Raw genomic sequence first — 19,594 nt, forward strand, 5'->3', positions numbered from 1 at the left:
GACACACCGTCTTTAGGAAATTTTCACAAATAAACTCTGTTTACCGCATCGCGTTCTGAAAGAGGGGGATCCGGCAAAGAGAGTTTCGAATCCATAGCAAACAAAATGACAGAACACCTTAACCGCCTTACACCGCGTCAGATCGTTTTCGAGCTTGACCAATATATTATCGGACAAAATGACGCAAAACGCAATGTCGCCATCGCATTGCGCAACCGGTGGAGGCGCATGAACAGCCCGGAGGACATTCAGAGGGAAATTATCCCGAATAACATATTAATGATAGGCGCGACCGGCGTCGGTAAAACTGAAATCGCCCGCCGGCTGGCCAAGATCGCGGATGCACCTTTTGTGAAAGTGGAGGCTTCCAAGTTTACGGAAGTCGGCTATGTGGGCCGCGATGTCGAAAGCATGGTCCGTGACCTCGTGGAGCAGGCGGTAGGCATGGTGCGGATGCAGAAGAAGGAAGAAGTGAAAATCAAAGCCGAGCAGGCAGTGGAAGACATCATCCTCGATGCCTTGATCCCGCCGGTACATGGTTCAGGGGCGGTTAAGCCGGTTACTGAAAACGGTTCGGAGGATATGCCGCAAAGTGATGCAGAGCTTAATCAGCGCACCCGTGAGCGTTTCCGGGAGAAGATTCGTAATGGTGAGCTCGATAGCCGGAAAATCGAAATTGAAGTTCAGCAAAACCAGGTGCCCAATGTTGGCATGATAGGCGGGGCTGTCGACGATGTTTCGATGATGAATATCCAGGAGATGATCGGCAATATGATGCCACGCCGGGGTAAAAAGCGTAAGGTAACCGTCGAGGAAGCGCGTAAGCTGCTTTTGGACGAAGAGGCATCGAAGCTGATCGATATGGACGAGGTAAAACTCGAAGCCATTAAAAAAGCAGAAAACCTGGGTATCATTTTTATCGATGAGATCGACAAAGTGGCATCCAGCCGCTCCGGCGGAAGCGGCCCCGACGTCAGCCGCGAAGGCGTGCAGCGCGATTTGCTGCCGATCGTGGAAGGAAGCGCGGTGAATACCAAGCACGGCGTAATCCAGACCGATCATATTCTTTTCATTGCGGCCGGTGCATTCCATGTCTCCAAGCCATCCGACCTCATTCCCGAGCTGCAAGGCCGTTTCCCGATCCGGGTGGAGCTCAACAGTCTCACGGAAGGTGATTTCTACCAAATTCTTAAAGCGCCAAAGAATGCACTGACGAAGCAATACGCTGCTATGATGGAATCCGAAGGCGTAGAACTGGAATTCGAAGACGGTGCATTGCGCGAAATTGCCCGGATCGCATTCGAGGTAAACAGCGAGGTCGAAAACATCGGCGCCCGTCGTCTGCAAACCGTCATGAGCTCGCTCCTCAACGATTTCATGTTCGATATTCCGGACGTCATCGGCGACGGATCACAAATTTCCATCACTGCGGAAATGGTGAAGGAAAGGTTGTCGGCGCTGGTGAAGAACAGGGACTTGAGTCAGTATATTCTTTGAAAAAGGAAGAAGGAGGAAGGGGAGATGGAGGAAAGGGAGAATCGGGTTTGATACTTCCCTTTTCTCCATTCCTCCATCCTCCCTGCGCGGGCCGCCCTTTCTTCCTTTTTAATAAAACAACCACTCAAAAGCCTTCGGAAACTCTTTGTTCCATTGCTTTTCGTCGTGTCCGCCTTTGGCGTCTACAGATGATTTGATTTTCACGCGGCTGTAACCGAAGCTTTGCGTTTCGAGCGTTTCCTGGAGCTTGGCAACATTCGGGATCATGTGGGCGCCTTCCTTGCCGCCCGCATAAAGGTAAATGCGTGTTTCGAACGGCTCGAAAAAATGCACGGCGTCGAAATAGATCTTTTCGGAAATCCACAGGGCCGGTGAAAATACCATGAATTTGCTGAAAGTCTGGGGGAACATTAATGCCGCATAAATGCTTAACAAGCCGCCAACCGAACTTCCGCCAATGCCGGTGTTCAACCGGTCTGGTTTGGTGCGGTATTGGGTGTCGATGTGCGTTTTGAGCGGTTCGGCGATGAATTGCAGGAACTTGGCGCCATAACCCTTGCCCAATTTGGCATTGTCATACGGTGAGAGCTCCTGCACGCGATCTTCTTCCCCATGGTCGACAGCGACGATAATAACGCCTGCCTTATGTTCCTTCGCGAGCGCTGCGAGGCTTTTGTCTATTTCCCAGTTACCATATTCCGACCCCTGGCCAAACAGGTTCTGGCCGTCCGTCATGTAAAGGACGGGGTAATGCTGGTCGGGATTTTCGTAATAATCGTGTGGAAGCAGCACGCGTACGCGACGGGTGCGGTTGAACTGCGTGATTTGAAATGCTTCCGAAACCGTTTCGAGAAGGGGGGAAAGATCTGTTTTAGTCGAAATGTCAGATTGCCAGCGGATTACATTGTCTTTGACGAACGTCTCACCGGCTTTGATGAAGCGGTTGCCGTAAGGTCGGCCGGCGCGGTCGAGCTCCACCTGGTTCCAACCCCCGCGGGTATATTTGTATTCGATCGGATCGGGCAACTCTTCATCCTCCGCAAACTGGTAGCGGTAGTGCCCCGGGCTTACCATGGTCATCCGATAAGCTTCAAGGTCGGGGAGCCACTTGCAGAAATTACCCGTGATAAAGACCGGACGATTATCGAAAGGTACTGTGCTTAGTTCAATGGTAAGGGTGTCAACTTCTACTTGCATTCTACTCTGGTACTTTCATTGAGTCACTATGGGTTATGAGGGCACAAAAGTACTTATTTATCAGCTTTTTTAATATAATTAATGAACTCAAACGGAAAAAAATGACGCTCGTCAGGCTTGTGGAAGGCTCTTTCGGTCTCGGTCCAGGCGTCGGGGTTCTCGATTTCGAAAAAAGTATCTCCCTCGATTTTGGTATATACCCTGGTAAGGTAAATGTGGGTAGCAATGGCTTGCGATTGTCGGTAAATCTCGCCGCCGCCTACGATGCACGCCTCCTTTCCGTCAATTTCTTCCGCTTTTTTCAATGCCTCTTCAAGAGAATGTACAACTACTACGCCTTCGAATGCGAAATCGGTACTCCTGGTGATCACAATCGAGGTCCGTCCCGGCAGCGGTTTTCCAATGGACTCGAACGTCTTCCGACCCATGATCATCGGATGTCCTAATGTAAGTTGTTTAAAACGTTTCAGGTCGTCAGGTAACCGCCAGAGGAGCTGATTATCCTTCCCGATCGCTCCGTTTTCGGCGGCAGCTACGATGATTGAAATTTTCATGCAGGTGATTAGTATTTTTTGCAAAGATGGGTCGAAATGGCCATAACCAATGCCGTCAGGCATGTAATATTGGTAGCAAAAGATGGAACCGGCGCCCGGGAAATGCCTTTGGGCATGCAACAACAATGCATAGCATTCTCGCTGTTGTTACATCCCTAGCGGGATTTGACGATCCCACAATATTCTGCTTCTACCAATATTACATCGCTAACGCGATTTGCTGCCGCTATGCCGGCGATTGAAATATATATCGCTCATCATATTCAACTTCAAATTTTTCCAAAAACGACAAATACTCCTGCCGAAACGTCACTTTGCGATGATGTTCTTTTTGTGTCTGGATGTAATGGATCACATTGGGCACCTGCGATTTGGAATAAGAAAACACGCCGCACCCCGCCTGCCACTCAAACCTGCCGTCACAAAACCGATTATCGTTAATCCACTGCGAGGAATCGGCCTTCACATCCTGCATAAAATCGCCGATAGACTGAGTCGTGCGGAAACCAACAAGCATGTGCAAGTGATCGTTCATGCCATTAATCGCGATCATTTTGTGTTGACGGGCTTCCACAATGCCGGCACCTCAGAGCTTATACCCTCTCAAAAAATCCCCAATCGCCATACGCTTCTTCCCTTCAATCTGCAATTCCTCAATAGCCAGCCAGCCATCTCCGGTTTTGAAATGCAGGTAAGACTTGCCGTCGGAGCGGTATTCGCCAGGTTGGGCGTCGTTTTCCGATTCCGCGATTTTTGTTTTAAATACCTTACACGAAAGTCCATTCAGCGTCGTCCAGGCAGCGGGATAAGGCGATAAGCCTCTTACAAAATTGTGGATTTCGACAGCTGGCTTGCTCCAATCGATCTCGCACGTTTCGCGGAAGATCTTTGGGGCGGTTTTAATGTCTGCGGGTTCTGATTGCGGTTCCTGCGGGTAGTTACCCTCTTCAATGGCATGCACCGTTTTTACGACCAGGTTCGCACCCTTCCGCATGAGGCGCTCATACAATGTACCTGCATTATCTTCCGGCGAAATGGGCTCTCTGTCCTGGAAGATAATCTTGCCGGTGTCGATGTCTTTTTCGATGAAGAATGTAGTGACACCGGTTTCTGTTTCGCCGTTGATGACGGCCCAGTTGATGGGCGCCGCGCCCCGGTACTGGGGCAAGAGCGAACTGTGCAGGTTGAACGTGCCTTTCGGAGGCATGTTCCAAACGACTTCCGGCAGCATCCGGAATGCCACTACTACCTGCAAATCGGCATTATAGGATTTCAGCTCTTCCAGGAAGTCAGGGTTCTTCAATTTTTCGGGCTGCAATACGGGGATACCCTGGGATTCTGCGTATATTTTGACAGGCGAAGCCGTTTGCTTTTGCCCCCTGCCCGCTGGCTTATCGGGAACAGTGACGACGGCCACAACGTTAGAATTGCTTTCGACCAGACTTTGTAAACTTGGGACAGCAAATTCGGGCGTCCCCATAAAAATAATTCTCAGCGGATTTGACATATCAGATGGCGCTTTTGGATAAAAATGGTGCTACCATTCACAAATATTGTTAATTTTGTCGTTCTTAACAGAAAATTATGGTGAACACAAAATCATATATCAACCGAAAAGAAAAGGTCTTCTAGCCTTCTACGAGAGTTTCGTTAACTCTGTAGAGCGGTCTTTGAGCCGTTCTTTTTTTTTATGTAGAATTTCAAAAATTAAAAGACTTATAAACAAAATAAAGGTCATGGCTAAAATTTCATACTATACGGAAGAAGGACTTACCAAGCTGAGGAACGAGCTGAATGAGATGAAAACCAAAGGCCGCACGGAGATTGCACGACAAATTGCAGAAGCGCGGGACAAAGGTGATTTAAGTGAAAATGCAGAATACGACGCGGCCAAAGACGCGCAAGGTATGCACGAAATGAAAATCGCCAAACTGGAAGAAATCCTGTCGAATGCGCGCGTGATCGACGAGTCGACGATGGATACGTCTCAGGTTTCGGTACTTTCGAAGGTGAAGATCAAAAACCGTAAGAACGGGATGGAAGTGACCTATACCCTGGTGTCGGAAGAAGAGGCCGACCTGAAAGCAGGCAAAATCTCAGTAGGTTCGCCGATCGGTAAAGGACTTTTGGGTAAAAAAGTGGGAGAAACGACAGAAATCAAGGTTCCGGCCGGCATGATGGAGTTTGAAGTACTCGATATCAGCCGTTTCAGCGGAGAGTAATCTTTAAGGGATATAATAGGTTGGGTTGCGGAACTGGCTGTTTCGCAACCCAACTTTTTTGTAGAGATTTGTGATGACCACCCGACACCACATTCCCACACACCTATGCGTATCAAAGGCTTCCTCCTCAATGTACCATCGCTCCGCGTCGACGGAATGGCGCTGTTTCCATTCATTTTATCGAAGCGTAAGGCCCCTTCGGAGGTTTTTCTCAATCATGAACGCATTCATTTGAAGCAACAGCTTGAAATGGGGCTGGTTATCTTTTATGTGTGGTATTTGATAGAATATTTAATCCGATTCGTACAATTCAGAAACCATTATTTAGCCTATCTTCATATTTCGTTTGAAAGGGAAGCCTACACCCACGAGCACGACCTCGGTTATCTGCGGAGGCGGCGTTTCTGTGCATGGTGGAAGTACCTTCGAAAACGTAATTTTTAGTGGTTATTTAAATTAAAAGTATGTCAGATCAGAGCACAGAGTTCCTTTATAAGTACCTGAACAATGCTTCGCCGACCGGCTTCGAATCGACCGGTCAGCAGATATGGCTCGACTATATCAAGCCGTATATCGAAGAACAGATTATCGATGTGTACGGAACGGCGGTGGGCGTTATCGGCCCGGGCCAGGATTACAAAGTGGTGATCGAAGCGCATTCCGACGAGATTTCGTGGTTTGTAAACTACATTTCCGAGGATGGCTACATCCACGTGCGCCGTAACGGCGGTTCCGATGCAGCTATTGCTCCCTCGATGCGTGTAAACCTGCACACCGCCAAGGGTGTTGTAAAAGGTGTTTTCGGCTGGCCGGCGATCCACGTACGTGACGTTGCCAAGGACCAGGTCCCGAAAGTGCACGAGCTTTTCATCGATGTGGGCGCTGCCAAAAAAGACGAGGTGCTTGAAATGGGCATTCACGTGGGTACCGTGGTAACATTCGCTGATGGCCTCGACGAACTCAACGGCAAATATTACCTCGGCCGCGCGCTCGACAACCGCATGGGCGGGTATATGATCGCGGAAGTAGCGCGTATGCTGCACGAGAACAATGTGAAGCTGCCGTTTACATTATATGTGGTGAATGCGGTGCAGGAAGAAATCGGACTCCGCGGGGCGGAAATGATCTCGCGTCGTTTGAAGCCCAATCTGGCGATTTGCACCGACGTTACACACGACACGCAGTCGCCGATGTATAACAAAAAAGAGCAGGGCGACCTGAAATGCGGGAGCGGACCGGTGATTTGCTACGGCCCGGCGGTACAGAATAATGTACGAGACCTTCTGATCCGCGTGGCCGAGGAGAAGAACATTCCATTCCAGCGCCAGGCAGTAAGCCGTTCGACGGGTACAGATACGGATTCATTTGCCTACTCCACAGAAGGCATCGCGTCCGCATTGATTTCATTACCATTGAAATACATGCATACCACGGTGGAAATGGTTTCCAAAGAGGACGTGCAGAATGTAATACAACTGATGTACGACGTACTGCTGTCCCTGAAAGGCGACGAAGACTTCCGGTACATTAAATAGATTGTCTCGCTGAGCGCAGTCGAAGCGCATGCGATATCGCAAGTATCCTTCGGCTTCGCTCAGGATGACATTTCACACACACTTTCGTTAGCATACTTTATAACTTCATCAACTTACTGGAAAGCAATGGATAACAGGGCACGCGGGCGCGGGGCTGCTATCAACACGCCCAACAAATTCTTCAAGCACAAGATCGAGTACACTTCGGAAGACTGGCAGCAGTGGGAAGATCCGGAGGTAAATCCCCAAACACAATTCATCGAAGAGGAATCCAAGACGCTTATGAGCGTGTCGGACAGCCCTGATTTGCCTAATTTCCACTCCATTAATCCCTACCGCGGATGTGAGCACGGGTGCATTTACTGCTATGCACGCAACTCGCACGAGTATTGGGGATTCTCGGCGGGGCTGGATTTTGAGACCAAGATTGTGGTGAAAAAGAACGCGCCGCAATTGCTGGAAAAGCTGTTCAATTCCAAAAAATGGGTACCGTGCAATATTCACATTTCCGGCAATACGGATTGCTACCAGCCCGGAGAGAAAAAATACCGCATTACCCGGCAGCTGCTGGAAATCTGCCTGCGGTACCGCAACCCGGTGAGCATTCTCACCAAGAATGCCTTGATTTTGAGGGATATCGATGTTTTGGAAAAAATGGCTAAGCTGAACCTTGTACACGCGGCACTTTCCATTACTTCGCTCAATGAGGAGCTGCGCAGTGCATTGGAACCGCGTACGGTAACGGGCAAGCGGCGGTTGCAGGTGTTGAAAACATTAAGTGACGCCGGCATTCCTATGGGCGTGATGACAGCGCCGATCATTCCAGGATTGAATGACCAGGAAATACCTTCGCTGATACAGGCAATCGCTGAAAATGGAGCAATATGGTCGCATTACACCGTAGTGCGGCTGAACGGGGCCATTTCAACGCTTTTTGAAGAATGGATCCATCACCACTTTCCCGATAGGGCGGCGAAAGTTTTGAGCCAGATTAAGGAATGCCACGGCGGCGTGGTGAACGATTCGCGGTTTGGAATCAGGATGGTGGGAGAGGGTAACTTCGCGGAGCATATCCGGCAGCTGCACGATCATTCCTGCAGGAAATATCTTGCCGGCCGTGAATTGCCCCCGTTGGATACTTCGCAGTTTATGCGCGCGGGGCAGATGAAGCTTTTCTAGGTTAATGCCACGAAGGCGCCACAGCGGCTGACCGCGAACAAGCACGAAATTCGTGTTACTTCGTGCCTTCGTGGCATAATTAACCTATTTTAGTCGTCCTAATCCCAACCCCATGAAAACAATCGCATTAGCTCTAAGCCTCACAGCCGCGTTAGCCACCAACAGCAACTGCGTCAATTCTACATCCCAGAAAAGCCCTGCCATAGCGGATTCGCTTTCCGCAGCACCCGAAGACCTTACAAAAGCCAAAAGTCCGATCACCGGCGCAGACCAGATTTCACAATATCTGGATTACCTGAAAGGCAAGAAGATTGGTATCGTAGTTAACCAAACTTCTATTATCGGCACGAAGCCCATTGTAGATAGTTTGGTGGCGCTGGGCGTAAACATTGTAACGATTTTCGGCCCGGAGCACGGCTTCCGCGGCACAGCCAGCAATGGCGACAAGGTAAGCGACAGCGTCGATCCAAAAACTGGTATCCCGGCCATTTCCCTCTATGGAAAGCTCAAAAAGCCCACTAAAGAGCAAATGGCGGCCATTGACCTGATGATCTTCGATATCCAGGACGTAGGCGCACGCTTTTACACGTACATCAACACGCTCGGGCACGTGATGGAGGCTTGTGCGGAGAACAACAAGGAAATGCTCATCCTCGACAGACCTAACCCGAATGGCTTTCTGGTCGATGGTCCAGTGCTGGAAGATCATCTGCATTCGGGAATCGGGATGTACAAAATACCCATCTCGCACGGCCTCACGATAGCTGAATTCGCGCAGATGATCAATGGCGAAGGTTGGTTGCCCAACAAAATGCAATGCAAGTTGAAGATCATCAAAGTGGCCAATTACACACATGATACGCCTTACGTGTTGCCGGTAATGCCGTCACCGAACCTCAATACACAGCAATCGGTGATGCTGTACCCGCACATCTGTATGTTTGAAGGTACGATATTGAGCCAGGGGCGCGGCACTTACATGCCGTTTACTGTACTGGGGGCGCCGTTGCTGAAAGGCAAATACGATTTTTCATTCACCCCGCATAGCATCAAAGGCATGAGTGAAACGCCGCTGCATCAGGACAAAGAATGCTACGGCCTCGATTTGCGGAAATATGACCTGAAAGATATCCGCAAAAGTGGGAAGCTCCATCTGAAATGGCTCATTGAACTCTACAAAGCCTATCCCGATAAAGAGAAGTTCTTCGATATGAGCCAAAGCAAGCAAATGGGTAACTTCGATAAGTTAGCAGGGACTGAAAATTTCAAAAAGCAGATTATCGCCGGGACATCGGAGGACAACATACGTAAAAGCTGGGAGCCCGGCCTCGGGCAATACAAGGAAATGCGAAAAAAATACCTGATCTATCCTTGACAATCTCTGACAACTCTTGACCATCCCTCACAATAACGGACGGCCTTTGACTATCAGCGACTGAAAACAAAACATCCCAGGGAAAACTCCCGGGGATGTTCAATTATTCTCAACGATATTTAATTAAAACTGATAGCGATTTAGTTTAGGTTTGGTATGGGTAAATATGGTGTGCGTTTGAGAAGCAAATGTGTGCATATAATGCTCAGTATCATGCCAGCTATGCTCAATCGACCGTAATTACGTTTTTTGGAGTGAAACAGATGCCTGGACCTCAGAAAAATTTCAAAATTTATTGAAGCCCAGGCCTTCCGTCGGGGTAAAATATATATGTAATAATAGAAGAGGGTGTTTACGTGCTATAAAATTAATTCGCATGTAACTCCTCAACAAATCAAAGTGGTGAAGTATAGCTTTTATGGGGTGTAGCTGGGGAAACCGTAAGTAACCGTTTTTTAGCGGATTGCATTGCGTTGTCAGGAAAAAGTTCTGATGCGGCTTAGCAGCTCAGTCCGGTTGTCGTTCGTGATCGGGATTTCGATATCGTTGATCATTACGTGCACGTAATCGATCGCTGTAATAGCGTTCAGATTGATGATAAACGACTTATGTACCCTGAAAAAATAGTTGGTGGGAAGCTGCTGGAGCATGTTTTTCAGCGTCTCGCGAATGGTGTATTTCTTCTTGGTCGTGTGCAGTTCAAGGTAGTTGTCGTCGCTCCGGATGTATAGGATGTCTGTCAGCATGATCTTGGTGAACATGTGTTTTTCCTTGATGAACAGCGCATCTTTGATCACCGTCGTATCCTCTTTCTCTTCCGAAGTAGTTTCACCCGCCAGCCTCGCCAGGCGGTAATTTTTCAATGCCAGCTTGACAGCCGTGTACACCGTGATTTTTTGAAAAGGCTTCTGCAGAAATGCGTGAGGGGCTGCTTGCAATGCAGCATTTACAACGGCGATATCTTCGTGCGCCGACAGAAATAGAAAGGGAATCTTGAAATTCTCCCGTATATAATGCGCGAGGTCGATTCCGGTTTGATAACCGTTGAGGTTAATATCCAGCACGGCCAGGTGGAAAACTTTGCTATGGAGAATTTCTGTGGCAGTTGTATAATCAGTCGCGATATCGTTTGCGTCGTAACCGAAACCATTCAGCAGAAATTGGAGATGTTTCGCTATGATAAAGTCGTCCTCAACGATTAGAATATTCATCTTTGGTATAAGTAGTCAGCCTTTGGTCGTCCTAAAAGAGATTTTTAAAATGGGTTACGTTTGGAATCGCTGCGGCAATGCACAGCGTTATACAAATAATATGATAATATACGAATTAATTGCAAAGTGAGATTTGCGGAGTTTGTCGAATTATCTTTCAGGAGGAACGTTCGCGGCAACCTCGTATTAAAATAACGGCAAAATGCGCTATTGCACAAGCGATTGCAGAACCACCGACAAATACGATGGAGTCGAGAAAATATTGAATGAAGACGCTCGGTAAGGATATTCCAGCAAGCTGACCCGCAACGGCTGACGGTAGTTAGGCGTGACGTTCTTCTTCTTGTAAAACTTCAAGCTTTTTGTGGCGGCCGGTCAGGCTGAAAATCACAGCAACAACGGCCAGCCCGCCGAAGAACCAGAGACTGAGTTTCCAGTTGTAATACACGATCGCGATCAGGCACAGCACGGAAATCGCCAGTGCAATGGCCGGGAAATAGGGGAATGCAGGTACGATAAAAGGTCTTTCGAGGTGCGGTTCTTTGTTTCTTAGTGCAAAAAGTGCTACCATGCTGATAATGTACATTACCACGGCGCCCAATGCGGCGAGGATAATGACCTGATCGGTCGTGCCGAGTGATAGTGCCAGACAACCCGCGATGCCGCCCGCCACCAGCGCCCAATGCGGTGTTTGGAAACGTGCATTGACATTTCCCAGGAATGATGGCAGATAACCTTCCCGGGCGAGGGCAAAAATTTGCCGGGAATAACCAATGACAGTTCCGTGAAAGGACGCGATAAGTCCAAAGAGGCCCAGGCTCGCGAAGAGCTGGGTGAGCCCGCTATCGCGGCCGAGCACAATACCCAATGCTGCGGGCAGGGGATAGTCGATGTCGCTCAGTTGTTGCCACGGAGCGATACCACCGGTAAAAATCATGACCGCTAATGCTAGTACTACCAACGTGAGGATACCATAAATATAGCCGCGCGAGATCGTCCTTTTAGGGTCTTCCACTTCTTCGGCTACCATCGCTACTCCCTCGATGGCAAGGTAGAACCAGATCGCAAACGGCAGCGCGGCAAATACCCCTGCCCATCCGAAAGGCATGGGATCGGAGACAAAGGTTTGGTAAGAGAAATGCGGGGCAACGATCCCGATGTATATCAGCAGTTCCACCACCGCCAGTAGCGTAACCACCAGCGAAAAAGTAGCCGATTCTTTGATCCCGAGTAAATTGATGACAATAAAAATGGCATAGCAGGCAAATGCGACTTCCAGTACTTGCAGGTTGGGGTAAAGGAAATGGGTGTAACTGCCAAGCGCGAAGGCGATGGCAGGCGGCGTCACCAGAAACTCTACCAACGTGGCATAACCCGCCACGAGCCCGCCCCACCAGCCAAATGCACGGTAGGCGTAAGAAAACGGACCGCCTGCTTGCGGAATGGAGGTTGTGAGTTCGGTAAAACTGAAAATGAATGTCACATACATGACCGTCACCACGAGCGTCGCGATCAGAAAGCCGATGGTGCCGGACACGCCCCATCCGTAATTCCAGCCGAAATATTCACCGGAAATGACTAACCCCACGGCGATGGCCCAGAGGTGGATTGGTTTGAGGACTTTTTTGAGCGCAGCGGTTTGTTCAGCAGACATGAAGGATAGGTTTGACTAATTGATGGCAGTACAATATAGTCTATAACTCTTCCAAAGCCATTTGATACTACTGAAAAATTATCCTGAGCCGTATTTTGTTTTGCAAAACTACCGTGGTGCAGTACGGAGATAGTCGCCGAGCTCGCGTACTTTGTCGGTGTTGAGGTAATCGACGCCCAGGGCCATCATGGTTTTCCAGGAATTGATGTTGTCGGGTGTCGCCCAGATCCGTACTTTTTTGCCCAGGTCGTGCACTTCGTTGATCATCTTCTGGATCTTCTTTTTGTCTTTTTCCAGAAGAGGCCCTTCGCCGTTCCATTTTGAATATTGCTGAAATGCCTGGCTGATCAACCCCACATGCGCGAGTTGCGCTGGTGTGTAGACTTTTTCGGGGCGCCCATCGAAATAGATGAAGTTCGGATACTGCTCGAACCGGGAGGGATCGGGTACATTGCCGCTCACGACCACTTTAACGCTGCCCGTAGGTGCCAAAATATGCTTATGCGGTTCCAGCACTTTGATCAACGCTGCCAATGTCGGCTCGCCTTCCGTTTTGAGGTCGATCAGCAGTTGCAGCGGCACATTGTCCTGCGTATAAATGTGTCCGCCGTTTTGTTCTACTTTTTGAAGGATGGGAAGCAGGTATAGTGTGGTAAGAGTCCGGTTGGGCCGAATGTCTTTCAGGTTATGGGCCACAAAAAGGGAGTCGTTGACGAGGAAAATATCGGCTTCGACGGAACCGAATTGCTGCTCGTACGCATCCTCAAAAGGGCGTGCCCTTTCATAATCATTGTGGGAATGCGCCTGGGCGGTGGAATAGGATTTAACGCTTTGGGCTGCAATGAATTGAATGGGCAGGATGAAGCTAATGAAGTATGTAGCGATTTTTTTCATGGGCAAATTGGTGGAACGGAGTAACGGGGATTAGTTCGATAACGCAATCATTACCTGTTTGATTTCCCTTGCAAAGAATTTTCTACGGATTTTTTGGGATAAAAGGAACAAATTTTCAGCCGATGCCAGGATCATTTTAGAATATCATTATTTTTAGCCCTGCTTATTACAAACTGATACCTGATAAATAGCGCCTGCATGAGCCAGAATTCTCCTCTTTTCCGAAAAAAATCCGTTGACCAGATTCTAAGTGATGCCCATTCGGGAGGTGAGGGAGGCTTAGCCAAAGTGCTGGGTGTCCGCGACCTGGTGTCGCTTGGTATCGCGGCCATTGTGGGTGCAGGGATATTCAGTACCATTGGTCTGGCGAGCTACAACGGCGGCCCGGCGGTGTCGCTACTTTTCGTATTCACGGCTATTGCCTGTGTATTCACGGCGCTTTCCTACGCGCAGTTCGCGAGTACGGTACCTGTGTCCGGCAGTGCATACACGTATGCATATGTAGCTTTCGGTGAGCTGTTCGCGTGGATCATCGGCTGGGCGCTTATCCTCGAATATGCTGTTTCCAATATGGTAGTGGCCATTTCGTGGTCGGAGTACTTTGTAAGTATGCTCAAAGGCTTTGGTATTACCCTGCCCGGCTGGCTTACGATCAATAGCGAGTCGGCGCGGGAAGCATTTCAAAAATTGCAGAGCGTAGGCGCGGCACAGTTGTCGGATTACGAGCGTTTTGCGGCATCGGCCTACGAGTCGGCACCTACGGTCGGCGACTTTCATATTCTGCTCAATCTGCCTGCCGGTCTGGTTACCTTGTTCATTACGGCATTGGTTTATATCGGGATACGTGAATCGAGAACGGCCAGTAATATTATGGTGGTGCTCAAAGTGGGAGTCGTATTGTTGGTAATACTCGCGGGCGCATTTTATGTGAAGCCTGAAAACTGGTCTCCATTTGCCCCCAATGGCGTTAAAGGTGTGCTAAGCGGCGTCGCGGCAGTATTCTTCGCATTCATTGGTTTCGACTCGATTTCAACCACCGCCGAGGAGTGCCGCAACCCACAGCAGGACATGCCGAAGGCGATGATTTACTGTCTGGTTATTTGTACCATATTATATGTGCTGATCACACTCGTACTCACTGGAATGGTGAACTATACCGAACTCAAAGTGAGCGATCCGCTGGCATTTGTATTTCAGAAGAATGGCCTGGATTTTATGGCTGGCGTTATTTCGGTAAGCTCGGTGATCGCTATTACAAGTGCATTGCTGGTGTACCAACTGGGCCAGCCGAGGATCTGGATGACAATGAGCCGCGACGGGCTGCTATGGAAACGTTTTGCCAAAATCCATCCCAAATACCAGACGCCGTCCTTTGCGACGATCGTAACCGGTTTTGTAGTGGGTATCCCCGCATTGTTTTTCAAAATGGATTTCTTCGTCGATCTGACAAGCGTGGGGACGTTCTTTGCATTTATCCTCGTGTGCGGCGGCGTGCTTTACCTCGATCATAAAGGCATTTCGGCGCGCTCCAAATTTCGCGTGCCTTACATTAATGGTAAATACCTGGTGGGAATCCTGTTTTGTGTCGCGATCGTGGGCCTGCTTACCTACGGAAAGAGCGTAATTGTCGAATGGAGAATGCTCAGTTTCGCCGAAATCATGGAGCACAAGCTGCTGACCATCATTTTCTGGATCACGTGGTGTGCGCTTTCTATTTTGAGTTACCAGTATAATTTCTCCGTGCTGCCGGTCGCAGGAATTCTCACCAATTTGTATCTTATGACCGAGCTTGGGGCTTCCAACTGGCTGATCTTCGTCATCTGGCTTGTCATTGGTCTGGTGATCTATTTCAGTTACGGGTATAAGCAGAGCAAACTGGCACAAAAATAGGGAAGCTGCCGGGCCTCCCTTTTTGAATATCTCTTGCTGGTAAGTTACTTTTTCTCGATTTTCAACTGTATCGAATATTTTTCCTTGGTTCGGGTAGAGTCACCGAACTTCGGATAGGGGTTTACTGCGGTAAGTACAAATTTGTATTTTTCGCCGGCAAATGTCTTCTCCAAAGAATCTGAGCCCGTCTTGGCATCGCATTCACCCAGGCACATTTTGACGTGCTCTTTAATGCCTCCCTCGGTAGTAACTCCCGATAGCAGCAGATCGACTGCCGCACGGCCGCCCCAAATACACATTACGCCCTCGGGGCACCGGCTGTCTTCCACGTCAAAAAACGTCAAGGTAGCCGTCGGAACGCCATTTAATACGACAGTTTCTTTGTATTTGATGCCCTCATCTCTCTTGTCCACACCAGTGCTTTTGCAGGCTACCGCCATCGCGGCAAAAAGCACGAAAACATACTTTTTCATCGGGTTGTCATTTAGGTTTTCGGGAAGACAACGATAGGTTGAGGAAGGTTGTAACGGCGTTCAAATACCTAAAACACCAATGTGAATACCGTTCCCTTGCCCACCTGGGACTCAACGTTCAGTTGGCCATTATGTTGCTGCAAAATCTGGCGGGAGAGGCTTAATCCGATGCCGGAACCGGTTTTTTTGGTGGTATAGAATGGAATGAAGATATTCTCTAATGCCTCGGGCTCAATGCCGTCGCCATTGTCGGCCACTTCGATCATCACGGTGCCGTCGACCTGGTAAGCCGAGAGCGTAATGAGCCGGTTAGTCTGATGCGAGAATGCTTCGGATGCGTTTTTGATGAGATTAATCAATACCTGCTGGATCTGGCTGGCATCGGCTTTTACGGTGAGTGTTTCCGGTTTTACCGACAGTTTCCAGAGTACGCCGGATTGTGTGAGGTCGGTTTGAAGCAATTGTAGTACCTCCTGCAGAAGCTCTGCCACGCTCAGGCTCGCGAACACCGGCTTGGGCAGCGTAGTGAAATCGCGGTAGGCGTTTACGAACTGCATCATGCCTTTGCTGCGCTTTTCGAGCGTCGATAAGGCTTCTTTCAAGTCATTGACTGCTTCCTGGTCGTTCGTCGATTTCTCGATGTCCTCGTTCACGATCAGTCGCATGGTGCCCACGAGCGACACGATGGGCGTCATGGAGTTCATAATCTCGTGCCGCAGCACGCGGGTCAGGTTTTGCCAGGATTCGATCTCCTGTTGCTGCAACTCGGTCTGAATGTTTTGTAATACCACAATCTTGACCCACATTCCGCGTAACTGAATGGCAGCTGCCTGTAATGCGAGCGGTTGATCGTTGGGCGTTCGGTAAAGGTCGCGGACGCCTGTGTCGAGATCCGAGAGCAGTTCGTAAAGACGCGGGTGTTTTTCTTTAAGTTCGATCAGCTGGTGCAAACGGTAAATACCCAGCATGCGAAGCGCGGCATTGTTGATGAGGTTAACCTGCCCGTTAGCATCAAATGTGATGAGTCCTGTACCGATATGCTGGACAATGGTATTGAGATATTGCAAATTGGCTTCTTTCTCCGCCCGCGCCTGCCTGAATGCGAGCAATACTTCGTTGAACTGCTGGTTGAGTTCTTTAAAAGTCCGGCCCATTTTATTGTCCGAACGGAAGTTGATCGTGAAATCGGAATACCGCACGGATTCGAGGAAGTAGGTCAGTTTGCGGTTGACATTCGTGACATACTGGTACAGCAGCGATCCCTGGATGAATATGAATATGGTACCAAGGATGTACACCAGCGTTTCATTGGTATGCTTGGACGCCAGCCAGGCGAGGGCAATAACGCTCAGGACAATCACTATTATCCTGATCATAATCATAATACTGAAATGCCGGAGTCCGATCATACGGGGTAAGCGGAATAGGGTCGAGGTTTAGTTTTCGATCACACTTTGCGGCACACCCGACATTTCGCGTAAAATATATTTTTCGAGCGAAGGGATCTTATAATGTGCCATGTCAAATTTTTTATCTTCAAAAACTTCCGCCGCAGGTACCGAAATCGTGATCATCCCCGCTGCGTGTGCCGCGCGCAGGCCTGCGTGAGAATCTTCGAAGGCAATGCATTCTTCGGGCAAGACACCGAGTTTCCTAGCGGTGGTAAGATACACCGCCGGGTGGGGCTTGGTGTGTTTTTCCAGCTCGCCAGAATGCCAGGTGTCAAAATAGTTAATAATTTCCAGTCTTTTTAATACCCCTTCAATGAGTTCCATATGCGAAGCCGACGCGACTGCGAGTTTCAGGCCCTGTTTTTTCAATTCCCTGACCAGCGGAATGGCGCCGGGCATGGCTTCGGCATGGGCCAGAATGTCATGATGGGCCTTTTCCAGTATTTCAGTTTCAAGCTCTTCGAATGAAGGCGTATTCCAGGGCTGTATTTGGTGGCAAAAATCAAGAAAGAGCTTGATAGATAGTCCGGTAGTTTGCAGGCGAAGTGCTTCGGTGAGTTCGAAATTGACTTTTTGCATGACAGAACGCGCCGCTTCCGTCCACATCGGTTCGGAGTCGATGAGCAGGCCGTCCATGTCGAAAATTGCTGCTTTGATCATGATCAGGTGAGTGCGGGGATTTTTGATAACCACCCAAAACTACTACATTCGCCCGTGACGTGGAAGAGTATCGTGCCTTTCCTTCTTTCTCCCCTCAAAAAGGTATAAAATCAATCCCAATGGCAACTCAACTAGAAGCAAACCTCGAAAAACTGCGTGCCTCGGCGCCGTTGGTACATAATATTACCAATTTCGTTGTAATGAATTTCACCGCTAATGCATTGCTTGCGGTGGGTGCGTCGCCGGTAATGGCTCATGCTGTGGAAGAGGTAGAGGATATGGTCTCGATCGCGGGGGCGTTGGTGATCAACATCGGTACACTCTCGGCGCATTGGGTGGCAGCGATGAAACTGGCGATGAGAAAGGCAGCTGAACTCGGCAAGCCGATCATTCTCGACCCGGTAGGAGCCGGTGCTACACCGTACCGGAACAAGGTGCTGACCGAGGTGCTCGAAACCGCCCCACCCACAATTATCCGTGGTAACGGCTCCGAAATACTCGCATTGGCGGGCGCGGGCTTCCAGACAAAGGGTGTAGACAGTACCGCCGACTCGATGAACAGCATTGGTGCGGCGCAGGCATTGAGCGCGCGCTTCGGCTCGGTGGTGAGTGTCAGCGGCGCGGTAGATGTGATCGTGCATGGCAGCCGTACCGGCTGGGTTTCCAATGGTGTGCCGTTGATGACCAAAGTGACGGGTATGGGCTGCTCGGCAACCGCTATCGCAGGGGCATTTGCGGCGATTTGCAGTGATCCGTTCGAAGCCGCAGTTTCGGCGGCGGCGGCCATGGGTGTTTGTGGGGAACTGGCTTACCGCGAAGCGAAATTACCCGGCTCGTTCCAGATCGCGTTTTTGGATAAATTGGCGGAGGTTAGTCCGGCACATCTGGCGGAACTGAGCAAGGTGAAATTTGAATAATAATCAATCGCGTAGCGATGTAATATTGGTAGCAACGGTTGCAATCGTATGTTTGAAATCCCGTGAGGGATGTAACGACCGTACAAGTGGCCATCGTTGTTACATGCCCAAGGGCATTTTGGAGATTTGGATGTGACAGAACTTGCTACCAATATTACATGCCTGACGGCATTTAAATAAATCTATAATGTTGAATCTCGAACTATATTTGGTCACCGACGAAGCAGCATGTCTGGGCCGCGATTTTTTCTGGGTCGTGGAAGAGGCTGTAAAAGGTGGTGTTACGATGGTGCAATTGCGGGAAAAATCGCTTTCGACCCGTGCATTTATCGATCGGGCGAAGCGTTTGAAGAACCTTTTGGAATCTTATAATGTCCCTTTGATCATTAATGATCGGGTGGATGTAGCATTAGCTGTGGACGCGGATGGCGTGCATATCGGACAGAGCGATATGCCTTTCCAAACAGCTCATCGGTTGCTCGGCGAGGGTAAAATCATCGGGCTATCGGCTGAAAAGCAATCAGATGTCCTCGAAGCGGAGCATTGGAACCTCTCGTACCTCGCTGTAAGCCCGCTTTTTGCGACACCCACCAAAACCGATACCGAGCAGCCCTGGGAACTTGAAGGGCTGCAATGGGCGCGGCAGCAAAGCAGGCATCCGTTGGTGGTAATCGGCGGGCTTCATACAGGTAATGCGCACGAGGCCATGCTGAATGGTGCGAACGGTATTGCCGTGGTATCAGCCATTTGCAGCGCCCCATCACCTCGTGAAGCGGCAAAAGAGCTCAAAAAAGCCATCCGGAATGCCATTCTGTGGCCAACGACCACAGCATCTGACAATACTTGACCGAACACGACAACACCTGACTACACCTGATCACACCT

19 protein-coding genes are annotated in these 19,594 nt (G+C 49.5%); 9 read left to right on the forward strand and 10 right to left on the reverse strand.

Translation table 11 applies throughout. From position 1 onward, the window contains the following. Positions 1–105: 105 nt before the first annotated feature. Entirely contained in the window at positions 106–1,497 is a 1,392-nt protein-coding gene (hslU, locus tag AC2YIT_RS12090) for an ATP-dependent protease ATPase subunit HslU (RefSeq protein ID WP_430844952.1), read from the forward strand. Positions 1,498–1,605: 108 nt separating this feature from the next. On the opposite strand, the gene AC2YIT_RS12095 is transcribed toward hslU, so the two are convergent. The 4 genes from AC2YIT_RS12095 to fmt form a co-directional block, all read right to left on the reverse strand. Beyond that, entirely contained in the window at positions 1,606–2,694 is a 1,089-nt protein-coding gene (locus AC2YIT_RS12095) for an alpha/beta hydrolase-fold protein (RefSeq protein WP_487279325.1), read from the reverse strand. A gap of 53 nt (positions 2,695–2,747) precedes the next feature. Then, positions 2,748–3,248: a dihydrofolate reductase gene (locus tag AC2YIT_RS12100; protein ID WP_487279326.1), complete on the reverse strand. Its 501-nt coding sequence runs from the start codon at positions 3,246–3,248 to the stop codon at positions 2,748–2,750. A 226-nt stretch (positions 3,249–3,474) separates the two neighbouring features. Beyond that, the gene (locus tag AC2YIT_RS12105) at positions 3,475–3,822 is read right to left on the reverse strand and encodes a transposase (RefSeq protein WP_487279327.1); all 348 of its coding nucleotides are present in this window, start codon (positions 3,820–3,822) and stop codon (positions 3,475–3,477) included. 12 nt (positions 3,823–3,834) lie between these two features. Continuing rightward, the gene (gene fmt / locus AC2YIT_RS12110; protein WP_487279328.1) at positions 3,835–4,755 is read right to left on the reverse strand and encodes a methionyl-tRNA formyltransferase; all 921 of its coding nucleotides are present in this window, start codon (positions 4,753–4,755) and stop codon (positions 3,835–3,837) included. A gap of 229 nt (positions 4,756–4,984) precedes the next feature. Here fmt and greA point away from each other — a divergent pair, with 229 nt between their 5' ends. From greA to AC2YIT_RS12135, 5 genes are all read left to right on the forward strand, one after another. Next, positions 4,985–5,470: a transcription elongation factor GreA gene (greA, locus tag AC2YIT_RS12115; protein WP_106596207.1), complete on the forward strand. Its 486-nt coding sequence runs from the start codon at positions 4,985–4,987 to the stop codon at positions 5,468–5,470. Positions 5,471–5,575: 105 nt separating this feature from the next. Next, the gene (locus tag AC2YIT_RS12120; RefSeq protein ID WP_487279329.1) at positions 5,576–5,914 is read left to right on the forward strand and encodes a hypothetical protein; all 339 of its coding nucleotides are present in this window, start codon (positions 5,576–5,578) and stop codon (positions 5,912–5,914) included. Between the two features lie 20 nt (positions 5,915–5,934). Continuing rightward, a complete protein-coding gene (locus AC2YIT_RS12125; protein ID WP_487279330.1) occupies positions 5,935–7,005 on the forward strand; it encodes a M42 family metallopeptidase in 1,071 nt (356 codons plus the stop codon). 126 nt (positions 7,006–7,131) lie between these two features. Continuing rightward, positions 7,132–8,184, forward strand: a complete 1,053-nt coding sequence (locus AC2YIT_RS12130) for a PA0069 family radical SAM protein (RefSeq protein WP_487279331.1) — start codon at positions 7,132–7,134, stop codon at positions 8,182–8,184. Positions 8,185–8,296: 112 nt separating this feature from the next. After that, positions 8,297–9,559 (forward strand): exo-beta-N-acetylmuramidase NamZ family protein, encoded by a 1,263-nt coding sequence (locus tag AC2YIT_RS12135; RefSeq protein ID WP_487279332.1) that lies wholly within the window; start codon positions 8,297–8,299, stop codon positions 9,557–9,559. Positions 9,560–10,035: 476 nt separating this feature from the next. Here AC2YIT_RS12135 and AC2YIT_RS12140 read toward each other — a convergent pair whose 3' ends face one another. The 3 genes from AC2YIT_RS12140 to AC2YIT_RS12150 all read right to left on the reverse strand — a co-directional run bounded on the left by AC2YIT_RS12140 (position 10,036) and on the right by AC2YIT_RS12150 (position 13,318). After that, positions 10,036–10,770 carry a LytR/AlgR family response regulator transcription factor gene (locus AC2YIT_RS12140; RefSeq protein WP_487279333.1) on the reverse strand — a complete coding sequence of 245 codons (735 nt, stop codon included), beginning with the start codon at positions 10,768–10,770 and terminating at the stop codon, positions 10,036–10,038. A 322-nt stretch (positions 10,771–11,092) separates the two neighbouring features. After that, positions 11,093–12,424, reverse strand: coding sequence for an ethanolamine permease (gene eat / locus AC2YIT_RS12145; protein WP_430844967.1), 1,332 nt, complete (start codon positions 12,422–12,424; stop codon positions 11,093–11,095). Between the two features lie 108 nt (positions 12,425–12,532). Then, the gene (locus AC2YIT_RS12150; RefSeq protein WP_487279334.1) at positions 12,533–13,318 is read right to left on the reverse strand and encodes a phosphatidylinositol-specific phospholipase C/glycerophosphodiester phosphodiesterase family protein; all 786 of its coding nucleotides are present in this window, start codon (positions 13,316–13,318) and stop codon (positions 12,533–12,535) included. 198 nt (positions 13,319–13,516) lie between these two features. Here AC2YIT_RS12150 and AC2YIT_RS12155 point away from each other — a divergent pair, with 198 nt between their 5' ends. Beyond that, positions 13,517–15,208, forward strand: a complete 1,692-nt coding sequence (locus AC2YIT_RS12155; protein WP_487279335.1) for an amino acid permease — start codon at positions 13,517–13,519, stop codon at positions 15,206–15,208. Positions 15,209–15,252: 44 nt separating this feature from the next. Here the strand turns inward: AC2YIT_RS12155 and AC2YIT_RS12160 are convergent, their stop codons facing one another. From AC2YIT_RS12160 to hxpB, 3 genes are all read right to left on the reverse strand, one after another. Continuing rightward, on the reverse strand, positions 15,253–15,681 hold the full coding sequence (locus AC2YIT_RS12160) for a hypothetical protein (RefSeq protein WP_487279336.1): 429 nt from the start codon (positions 15,679–15,681) through the stop codon (positions 15,253–15,255). Between the two features lie 68 nt (positions 15,682–15,749). Continuing rightward, positions 15,750–17,063, reverse strand: a complete 1,314-nt coding sequence (locus tag AC2YIT_RS12165; RefSeq protein WP_430845360.1) for a sensor histidine kinase — start codon at positions 17,061–17,063, stop codon at positions 15,750–15,752. Positions 17,064–17,117: 54 nt separating this feature from the next. After that, the gene (gene hxpB, locus AC2YIT_RS12170; protein WP_487279337.1) at positions 17,118–17,792 is read right to left on the reverse strand and encodes a hexitol phosphatase HxpB; all 675 of its coding nucleotides are present in this window, start codon (positions 17,790–17,792) and stop codon (positions 17,118–17,120) included. Positions 17,793–17,911: 119 nt separating this feature from the next. Between hxpB and thiM the strand changes: the two genes are divergently transcribed. Then, positions 17,912–18,709, forward strand: coding sequence for a hydroxyethylthiazole kinase (gene thiM / locus AC2YIT_RS12175; RefSeq protein WP_430844974.1), 798 nt, complete (start codon positions 17,912–17,914; stop codon positions 18,707–18,709). Between the two features lie 187 nt (positions 18,710–18,896). Continuing rightward, positions 18,897–19,556: a thiamine phosphate synthase gene (thiE, locus tag AC2YIT_RS12180; protein WP_430844976.1), complete on the forward strand. Its 660-nt coding sequence runs from the start codon at positions 18,897–18,899 to the stop codon at positions 19,554–19,556. The last annotated feature ends 38 nt before the right edge of the window (positions 19,557–19,594 follow it).

The sequence above is a fragment of the Dyadobacter sp. SRI_021 genome, assembly GCF_057586235.1.

Coding starts and splice junctions, on each gene's coding strand:
- thiE (WP_430844976.1), top strand. CDS start 18,897: ATGTTGAATCTCGAACTATATTTGGTCACCGACGAAGCAGCATGTCTG.
- hslU (WP_430844952.1), top strand. CDS start 106: ATGACAGAACACCTTAACCGCCTTACACCGCGTCAGATCGTTTTCGAG.
- AC2YIT_RS12155 (WP_487279335.1), top strand. CDS start 13,517: ATGAGCCAGAATTCTCCTCTTTTCCGAAAAAAATCCGTTGACCAGATT.
- AC2YIT_RS12140 (WP_487279333.1), bottom strand. CDS start 10,770: ATGAATATTCTAATCGTTGAGGACGACTTTATCATAGCGAAACATCTC.
- AC2YIT_RS12120 (WP_487279329.1), top strand. CDS start 5,576: ATGCGTATCAAAGGCTTCCTCCTCAATGTACCATCGCTCCGCGTCGAC.
- greA (WP_106596207.1), top strand. CDS start 4,985: ATGGCTAAAATTTCATACTATACGGAAGAAGGACTTACCAAGCTGAGG.
- AC2YIT_RS12150 (WP_487279334.1), bottom strand. CDS start 13,318: ATGAAAAAAATCGCTACATACTTCATTAGCTTCATCCTGCCCATTCAA.
- hxpB (WP_487279337.1), bottom strand. CDS start 17,792: ATGATCAAAGCAGCAATTTTCGACATGGACGGCCTGCTCATCGACTCC.
- fmt (WP_487279328.1), bottom strand. CDS start 4,755: ATGTCAAATCCGCTGAGAATTATTTTTATGGGGACGCCCGAATTTGCT.
- AC2YIT_RS12165 (WP_430845360.1), bottom strand. CDS start 17,063: ATGATTATGATCAGGATAATAGTGATTGTCCTGAGCGTTATTGCCCTC.
- AC2YIT_RS12100 (WP_487279326.1), bottom strand. CDS start 3,248: ATGAAAATTTCAATCATCGTAGCTGCCGCCGAAAACGGAGCGATCGGG.
- thiM (WP_430844974.1), top strand. CDS start 17,912: ATGGCAACTCAACTAGAAGCAAACCTCGAAAAACTGCGTGCCTCGGCG.
- AC2YIT_RS12135 (WP_487279332.1), top strand. CDS start 8,297: ATGAAAACAATCGCATTAGCTCTAAGCCTCACAGCCGCGTTAGCCACC.
- eat (WP_430844967.1), bottom strand. CDS start 12,424: ATGTCTGCTGAACAAACCGCTGCGCTCAAAAAAGTCCTCAAACCAATC.
- AC2YIT_RS12095 (WP_487279325.1), bottom strand. CDS start 2,694: ATGCAAGTAGAAGTTGACACCCTTACCATTGAACTAAGCACAGTACCT.
- AC2YIT_RS12160 (WP_487279336.1), bottom strand. CDS start 15,681: ATGAAAAAGTATGTTTTCGTGCTTTTTGCCGCGATGGCGGTAGCCTGC.
- AC2YIT_RS12125 (WP_487279330.1), top strand. CDS start 5,935: ATGTCAGATCAGAGCACAGAGTTCCTTTATAAGTACCTGAACAATGCT.
- AC2YIT_RS12130 (WP_487279331.1), top strand. CDS start 7,132: ATGGATAACAGGGCACGCGGGCGCGGGGCTGCTATCAACACGCCCAAC.